This window comes from Spirillospora sp. NPDC049652 (genome assembly GCF_040675125.1).
Classification (GTDB): domain Bacteria; phylum Actinomycetota; class Actinomycetes; order Streptosporangiales; family Streptosporangiaceae; genus Spirillospora.
Genome location: NZ_JBFAOF010001485.1, coordinates 1 through 1245, shown reverse-complemented (window position 1 = coordinate 1245; position 1245 = coordinate 1). Strand labels below are relative to the sequence as shown.

The following is a 1245-nucleotide window of genomic DNA, read 5'->3' as shown; positions in this document are numbered from 1 at the left end:
CGCCGGGCGAGCGCAGCGCCGCCAGCGCGTCCCTGGGCGCGGGCGCCTTCGCCGCCCTGGCCTTGAGGTCGTCGAGCGACACCGTCCGCTGCCGGTCGGCGAGATCGGCCCGGACCCCCTCGATGATCTCGTCCAGCACGCTCACGCCGTGCCCACGCTCGCCCTCGGTCACGCAGGAGCCCCCTATTTTGCGGTCGATCCGTGCACCGATCGTAGCCTCACCCACCGACGCCGCCCGCACCCGGGGGCGGCCTCCGAATCCCCCTTCTCACCCCCTTCACCCCTTGATCACCCGTTACGGGGCCAGGGCGTTCGCGAACGGCATATTCCGGACCACCCAGTACACCAGGAGGAGCCCGAGCACCCCCGCCGCGACCCCGCGCCGGAACAGCACCGAGGTGACCGGTTCGCCGCGCGCGGCGCAGTAGATCCAGCGCGCCCAGGCGTATCCCGCCACCGGCATCAGCAGGAAGAGGAGCGGGTTGGACCCGAACGCGGCGGCGACATGCCCGTGGGTCAGCGCGTTGACCATGCGCAGCCCGCCGCAGCCCGGGCAGTAGTAGCCGGTCAGGAACAGGAAGGGGCAGGTCGGATAGTGCCCCGGCGAGTGCGGGTCCACGAAGGTGACGACCACGGTGGCCGCCGCGGCCGTCCCCAGCACGGCGAGCGGCGCCCGCAGCCGCCGTCCCGGTGGCGGCGTCGGCCGTCCCCGGAGTGGTGTCGGCCGTCCGCCGGCCGGGAGCGTTCCGTGCCGCTCGTCCGGTGGCGTTCCCTGTCCCGTCACGCGCAGCGCGTCGGGTGTCCCCTGGCTCACGGCACCAGCCTAAGCCGAACGGGCCCCCCAGGTCAGGCGCCTGCCCGGACCCGCCGACCAGGAGCCGGGCACCGGGCAGAGGAATCAGGCGTCGAGGCGGTAGCCGACGCCGCGGACGGTGCGGATGGGGCTGGCCTCGCCGAGTTTGGCGCGCAACTGGGCGATGTGGACGTCCACGGTGCGGCTTCCCGCGCCCGCGCCCGGTCCCCAGACCGACTCCAGGAGCTGCTCGCGGGTGAAGACGCGGCCGGGGTTGCGGGCGAGGTAGCCCAGCAGGTCGAACTCGGTGGCGGTGAGGGTGACGTCGACGCCGTCCGCGTCGCAGGTGCGGGCGGCGGTGTCGAGGGTGAGCGCGCCCGCGCGCAGCTCCCGCGCCGTCTCGGTCGCGCCGCGCCGCAGCGCACCGGCCACGCCGCGGACGAGGGCGCGGG

The 1245-nt window shown here is 75.0% G+C and carries 2 protein-coding genes and 1 pseudogene; all 3 read right to left on the bottom strand.

The features are described from left to right. Positions 1-145: pseudogene (locus AB0J52_RS41320) on the bottom strand (indole-3-glycerol-phosphate synthase TrpC); the annotation flags it as partial. 150 nt (positions 146-295) lie between these two features. Then, the gene (locus AB0J52_RS41315) at positions 296-814 is read right to left on the bottom strand and encodes a DUF2752 domain-containing protein (RefSeq protein WP_500188729.1); all 519 of its coding nucleotides are present in this window, start codon (positions 812-814) and stop codon (positions 296-298) included. An 84-nt stretch (positions 815-898) separates the two neighbouring features. Next, positions 899-1245, bottom strand: a 347-nt coding sequence (locus tag AB0J52_RS41310) for a winged helix-turn-helix domain-containing protein (protein WP_500188728.1), incomplete at its 5' end; no start/stop codon positions are given.